The sequence below is a fragment of the Shewanella hafniensis genome, assembly GCF_019655335.1.
In the GTDB taxonomy this organism is placed as follows: Bacteria; Pseudomonadota; Gammaproteobacteria; order Enterobacterales; family Shewanellaceae; genus Shewanella; species Shewanella hafniensis.
On the sequence record NZ_BPFD01000010.1, the window covers coordinates 76,281 to 82,469 of the forward strand.

Below are 6,189 nucleotides of genomic sequence, written 5' to 3' on the forward strand. Positions count from 1 at the left end.
AGTGAGCTTTTATGAGTCTAATGGTGGATTCCTTTGGCCGTAAGGTCGAATATTTACGGCTCTCGGTCACCGACCGCTGCGACTTTCGCTGTGTCTATTGCATGACCGAAGATCCCTGTTTTCTGCCAAAGGATCACGTACTCCACCTCGAAGAGTTAGCTTGGATTGCCCAAGCCTTTACCGAGCTCGGTGTGACTAAAATTCGCCTGACTGGCGGCGAGCCCTTAGTTCGCACCGATTGCGATCAGCTAGTTAGTCTGCTTGGTAAGCTGCCTGGGCTGACGGATTTATCCATGACCACCAATGGTTCAAGGCTGACAAAATTCGCTAAACCCATGTTTGATGCAGGATTAAAGCGCCTCAATATCAGCCTAGATACCTTAAACCCCACACTGTTTACTCAGCTAACGCGTAACGGCAAATTAGACAGAGTCATCGATGGTATTGATGCGGCTATTGCGGCGGGATTTGAACGTATCAAGATTAACGCGGTGATTTTAAAACAGCAGAACGATAATGAAGTCATTGATTTAGTTGATTTCTGCCGTGGTCGCCGTTTAGACATCGCCTTTATCGAAGAAATGCCACTTGGCGAAATAGATGAGCGTAAACGTGCCCGTCATTGCAGCAGTGATGAAGTCAAAGCCATCATAGAAAATCGCTATCCGCTGCAGCTATCGAGTAAACGCACTGGTGGCCCAGCGCGGTATTACACTATGGCAGACAGCCCAATCCATATCGGTTTTATCTCACCCCACAGTCACAACTTCTGCCACGAATGCAATCGCGTGCGCGTCACAGTTGAAGGCCAATTATTGCTGTGTTTAGGCAATGAGCATGCCGTTGATCTCAAAAGCATAGTCAGGGAATTTCCCGCAGATATTGAGAGACTTAAAGCCGCTATTCTCGCGGGCATTAACCTCAAGCCTAAACAGCACGACTTTGGCAATAATCAGGTACACATCCTACGTTTTATGAACGCCACTGGCGGTTAAGCATCCCCCCTCCATCGCTTAAGGGCTAGCATCTCAATTTGGCCGTGATAAACTCGAAGCATCACCCCATATTTAGCGTCACACATTTCTATGGCCTTAACTCGTAAGCAATGGAATAACGTCATTATTGTCGCCTGCGTCTTTATGGTCGCCGTGCTGACTTATATGGATAACAAGACCAATAATGTTCCGAGTGATGCTCAGCTGTTATTTGACGATAATGCGCCGCTTTCACAGCTGCAACTCGATGGAATGTGGCTGCACAAGCAAGCCTCACAATGGGAGTGCGACACTAAAGTTCTCAACTGTGATGAATGGGCAAAGGCGTGGCAAACCATACGGGTGTCTCCCTTAACGGCGGCACCAGAAACCACAGATAATCCACAAGAATTAGTCATCCAGATTGCAGATATCCGCGATGCTCAGCTGTGGATCTATTTCCCCAATGAAGGCGCGTTAAAGTCACCCGCTGGCAATTGGTATTTAGTGCCTCCGAGTTTACGAGCTAAACTACAACCGATCCTCGATGCGAAACCCGCAGCTTAATGCCGCCCCATTTTACTTAAGATAAGAAAGAATCCATGCCGGAATTACCAGAAGTTGAAGTCACCCGTCAGGGTATTGCCCCCTTCCTTGTCGAACAAACCGTGGTTGATCTTGTGATCCGCAATGGTTCGTTGCGCTGGCCAGTGCCTGACATCGCCAAACAAATTATCGGCCAAGTCATACGCCAAGTGCGACGCCGTGCTAAGTATCTATTAATCGACACTGACGCGGGCACTAGCATAGTGCATTTAGGCATGTCGGGGAGTTTACGGATTTTGCCCCACGATACCCCAGTAGAAAAGCATGACCATATCGACTTAGTGCTCGCCAACGGCCGCATTTTACGTTTTAACGATCCAAGGCGATTCGGCGCTTGGCTGTGGTGTGAACTCCCAGAAGAAGCCCATCCATTACTCGCCAAGCTGGGGCCAGAGCCACTGACCCAGGCTTTTAATGTCGCACAATTAGCGGCAGCTTTAGCGGGCAAGAAAAAGGCCATCAAACTCTGCCTGATGGATAATCATATCGTGGTGGGAGTGGGCAACATTTACGCTAATGAAGCCTTGTTTGCGGCGGGCATTCATCCTGAAGCCGAGGCAGGCTCGATCGATATCGAGCGTTTAACCGTTTTAGTTGCCGAAGTGAAGCAAATCTTAGCCCACGCCATTAAGCAAGGTGGCACTACGTTGAAAGACTTCACCAATGCCGATGGCAAGCCCGGCTACTTCGCCCAAAAACTGCATGTCTATGGTCGCGGCGGTGAAACCTGCACCAGCTGCGGTAACCTATTGAGTGAAATCCGTTTAGGCCAACGCACCACAGTATTCTGTGGCATTTGCCAGACACGCTAACTATCACATTATTTATAAGCAAAATGCCAAGTATTGGCTTGGCATTATTGTTGTCATTAGATGTAAGCTACGATTAGAAGCGATACTCAAAACTGCTAAAGAGCGTGGCATTAGTATCATTTTCTTGAACATCAAATTCCGATCTCGATACCGTGCCACCTAAGCTCCACATTCCCTTCCAAACGGGCATACGATAGGAAAGCTCAAGCATCAACAAATCTTCCTTCGGTGGTTGTGGCGCCCAAGTGCTCGCCACATTAGTGCCATCTTTATTCAACTTCGCATAACGCAATAAAGAGGTAAAACCTCGGCTGTTACTAAACTGGCCGACTAATCCCACCACAAACGTTTGAGCATCGCTATCATAGGTTGAGCCTAAAGCACGGCCATAATAACGAGAACCACTTAGATAGACAGGATCTTCATAGAAGCAATTGGCACTATCACCATCACATTTTACATAGGTGTCTGAATATTCCATAAACAGCTTAAACTGCTTACCCGATGTGCCAAAATGGGTATCAATCCCCCAAAGTGAGCCGCAGTCGCTACCATTCTCACAACTATGTTCGAGATATAATCCCACAGGAATAACCTGCCATGAGCTGGTATAGCGCATATCGATACTTTGGGTTCTATGACCTGCATCGCGGCGCTCTTCTGGCGCGCAATCACTTGTACCATCGAGGCAAACTGAGTTGCTGGCAACCGAATCCCACCAAGAGTTGAAGTTACAATCTTGGCCCTCGCCACAAAATAATGTAGACCACGACAGACCCACTTCTAGCTGCTTAATTGGTCTTGCACTTAAGCGCATATCCCACTCAGCCGTTTTAGGCACAGCACGCTCGGCTTCCGTTAAGCTAAATCCAGTTTTAAATGTCCAAGGACCAATCCACGATAACCATGGCGTTTCAAAGGCTGCAGCATTATTGCGGCTCAGTGTTAGCGACTGCATAGGGCGAGCGTTATTAGAGCGGTGCAATGCAGAGTCAAATCCAGGCCCCCACCACTGTTCAACCGAACCTAAGGTCGCAATCCAATTACCGAAAATGATGGCAAAATATGACTCATCGAGGCGAAAATTTTTATTATCTTGTGGATCATAGGTTTCTGCCACAGTCGCCTTATAGGCAACACGCGATCCTAAATACTCGTAGGAACCCAGCACTTCACCTTTCTCGCGATAATCGGAGCCATAGTGTTGAAAACGAGCAGGATCGGTCGCGCCCGAGACTTTAACCCTCGCATTGCCGCGATTATCGACAGCATTTTGATAGTAAAAGTTAACCCGAGCAAAGGCTTGCACTAGACTAGGAGAAAGCAATTCAGGCTCTACTTTTGCTAAATCGCTGCCAATTCCTGACCACATCAAGGGATAAGTATTCACAGGAACAGTGATTACACCCGCATCGGCCAACGCTTGAATATCGGCTCGAAGATAAATGTCAGAGGCATCAACCCAAGGGGCAGCGGCAAGCATTGAAGAAAAAAATAGGCCAGAGGCAATGCTAGTAGCAAGGATCGTGGGGGTTAAAAAAGCCTTCATAACATCCTTTTAAGTATCATCGCGAGGCCACAATGCCTCAAAGTTAACACAAAACGCCTACGTAAAAACCATCAGGTACGCGGGTAAAATCTAAGGTTTAGCCAGCTTAAGCTTTGCTGCTAATGCTGTCGCCACTTCTGAGTGAACAAATTGGCTCACATCGCCACCATGCAAAGCGACTTCCTTTACTAAGGTTGAGGAGATAAAGGAATTTTCCTCGGTAGGCGTTAAAAACACGCTTTCCAGATCTGGGCTCAATCGACGATTCATATTTGCTAGCTGGAATTCATATTCAAAGTCAGATACCGCACGTAAGCCACGCACTAGCACACTGGCCTTTTGCTCCTTGGCAAAATCCACCAGTAAACCCGAAAATCCAACCACTTCAACATTATCCAAATGAGCAGTGACACGATTTACCAGTTCAACCCGCTCTTCTAAGGTGAATCTTGGCTGCTTAGAAGGATTGGCTGCAATACCAATAATCACATGCTTAAACAGCTTAGCCGCTCGCTCAATCAAATCGGCATGACCATTGGTAATGGGATCAAACGTCCCAGGATAAATCGCTCTTGTGTGCATATAATTTACAAAAAACGTTTAAGCTACGGTATATAAAAGTCTATCACCCGCTTATACCGCTAAGCAAAATATCTTTCATATACTGAACGGAGCACTAGATATAGTCCCGATGGCATTTAATCCTACTCGGTATGCCATAGCCAAAAGACAGCCTAAAAGGTAGAATACTGACTCGAAAATTGTGATATGGCAGCTGTTAATTAATGAATCAATAGCACACCGAAACAATGACTACTTTCTGACCTTAACTTGGGTAGGTTTTATTGTGAAAATTCTCCTCGTATTTGGCACTCGACCTGAAGCAATAAAAATGTGTCCTTTGGCAAAAATGCTAGCCAATGACCCTCAATTAGATGTCAAAATTTGTGTCACAGCACAACATCGCCATATGCTTGACCAAGTGCTAAGTATTTTCGAATTGACCCCTGACTACGATTTAAATCTGATGAAGCCAAATCAAACCTTAGAATGGTTGACTGGCGCAATCGTTGAGGGTGTCGGGAAGGTCATTAAAGAATTTCAACCTCAACTGGTTTTAGTTCATGGGGATACTACCACTTCATTTTCTGCGGCTTTGGCGGCATTTTATCAAAAAGTTGATGTCGGTCATGTTGAAGCTGGTTTGCGTACAGGTGATATAACTTCACCTTGGCCAGAAGAAGCTAATCGAAAATTAACAGCTGTATTATCGTCCTTGCATTTTGCACCAACCCCTTCCTCAGCTGAAAATTTAAAAAATGAAGGTTATCTTCCTGAAAGTATCTATGTTACGGGAAATACTGTAATTGATGCTTTATTTCAAACATTATCTATAACGAAGAAAGGCGATTTCCCACACTCTGATGAATTAAAAGACTTGCTAAATATATTAGACGGAAAAAAAGTTATTTTAATTACTGGGCATCGTAGGGAGAATTTTGGTGTTGGATTCGAAAATATTTGTACCGCACTAAAAACAATTGCATTAGAGAACAAAGATTGGGAGTTAGTTTATCCTGTACATTTAAACCCTAAAGTACAAGAACCAGTTTTCAAACACTTAGGTGGGTTAGATAATTTCCATCTTATTGATCCTTTGGATTATCAGTCTTTTGTAACATTAATGGATCGAGCTGATATTATTCTCACTGATTCAGGCGGAATACAGGAAGAAGCTCCATCCTTAAAAAAACCAGTGCTTGTTTTACGTGATAAAACCGAAAGACCTGAAGCTGTTTCTGCAGGAACGGTTAGACTTGTAGGAACTGATGTTGATAAAATAGTATCTGAAGTTAACATTTTGATAAAAAACCAAAAGGCTTTTGGTGATACAGTTAACCCTTATGGTGATGGGCATACGTGCCAAAGAATACTTAATATTATCAAACTTCATTATCAGGTAAAATAATGTCAAATATTTATATAATTTATCGCTCTATGTATAATTCGGAAAGGGCATTAACAACTATAGGCGGTATAGAAAATTACATTATTAGTTTAGCTGAAGTTTTATCTCGAAATGGGTGGGATTGTCATCTAGTACAACCCGCAAAAGATTCATTTTCTATAAAAACTGAACATATGAATGTTCATGGAATAAATACAGGATGCTTTCGTGGCAATCTAAAGAAGTATGCTCTTGCAAAATGGGTTAAAAAAAATGCGAATAAAAAGACTGATATTATAA

The 6,189-nt window shown here is 44.3% G+C and carries 6 protein-coding genes and 1 pseudogene; 5 read left to right on the forward strand and 2 right to left on the reverse strand.

Features of this window, described 5'->3' with window-relative positions:
* Positions 1–11 precede the first annotated feature (11 nt).
* From moaA to mutM, 3 genes are all read left to right on the forward strand, one after another.
* Positions 12–995 (forward strand): GTP 3',8-cyclase MoaA, encoded by a 984-nt coding sequence (gene moaA / locus K5Q99_RS05265; protein ID WP_220776260.1) that lies wholly within the window; start codon positions 12–14, stop codon positions 993–995.
* Positions 996–1,085: 90 nt separating this feature from the next.
* Positions 1,086–1,541, forward strand: coding sequence for a hypothetical protein (locus tag K5Q99_RS05270; RefSeq protein WP_106648854.1), 456 nt, complete (start codon positions 1,086–1,088; stop codon positions 1,539–1,541).
* A gap of 35 nt (positions 1,542–1,576) precedes the next feature.
* On the forward strand, positions 1,577–2,392 hold the full coding sequence (gene mutM, locus K5Q99_RS05275) for a bifunctional DNA-formamidopyrimidine glycosylase/DNA-(apurinic or apyrimidinic site) lyase (RefSeq protein WP_106648852.1): 816 nt from the start codon (positions 1,577–1,579) through the stop codon (positions 2,390–2,392).
* Positions 2,393–2,465: 73 nt separating this feature from the next.
* On the opposite strand, the gene K5Q99_RS05280 is transcribed toward mutM, so the two are convergent.
* Together K5Q99_RS05280 and coaD are read right to left on the reverse strand one after the other, a co-directional pair.
* A complete protein-coding gene (locus K5Q99_RS05280; RefSeq protein ID WP_220776261.1) occupies positions 2,466–3,941 on the reverse strand; it encodes a capsule assembly Wzi family protein in 1,476 nt (491 codons plus the stop codon).
* A gap of 90 nt (positions 3,942–4,031) precedes the next feature.
* Positions 4,032–4,523: a pantetheine-phosphate adenylyltransferase gene (gene coaD / locus K5Q99_RS05285; protein WP_220776262.1), complete on the reverse strand. Its 492-nt coding sequence runs from the start codon at positions 4,521–4,523 to the stop codon at positions 4,032–4,034.
* A 265-nt stretch (positions 4,524–4,788) separates the two neighbouring features.
* Here coaD and wecB point away from each other — a divergent pair, with 265 nt between their 5' ends.
* Both wecB and K5Q99_RS05295 read left to right on the forward strand, forming a co-directional pair.
* Positions 4,789–5,910 carry a non-hydrolyzing UDP-N-acetylglucosamine 2-epimerase gene (gene wecB, locus K5Q99_RS05290; RefSeq protein ID WP_106651733.1) on the forward strand — a complete coding sequence of 374 codons (1,122 nt, stop codon included), beginning with the start codon at positions 4,789–4,791 and terminating at the stop codon, positions 5,908–5,910.
* Positions 5,910–6,189 (forward strand): annotated as a pseudogene (locus tag K5Q99_RS05295) (glycosyltransferase family 4 protein); the annotation flags it as partial. The gene wecB and the pseudogene K5Q99_RS05295, both read left to right, overlap by 1 nt.

Excerpts from the sequence above, each read along its gene's own strand:
- K5Q99_RS05280 (WP_220776261.1), bottom strand. The coding sequence starts at position 3,941 with ATGAAGGCTTTTTTAACCCCCACGATCCTTGCTACTAGCATTGCCTCT.
- K5Q99_RS05270 (WP_106648854.1), top strand. The coding sequence starts at position 1,086 with ATGGCCTTAACTCGTAAGCAATGGAATAACGTCATTATTGTCGCCTGC.
- mutM (WP_106648852.1), top strand. The coding sequence starts at position 1,577 with ATGCCGGAATTACCAGAAGTTGAAGTCACCCGTCAGGGTATTGCCCCC.
- moaA (WP_220776260.1), top strand. The coding sequence starts at position 12 with ATGAGTCTAATGGTGGATTCCTTTGGCCGTAAGGTCGAATATTTACGG.
- coaD (WP_220776262.1), bottom strand. The coding sequence starts at position 4,523 with ATGCACACAAGAGCGATTTATCCTGGGACGTTTGATCCCATTACCAAT.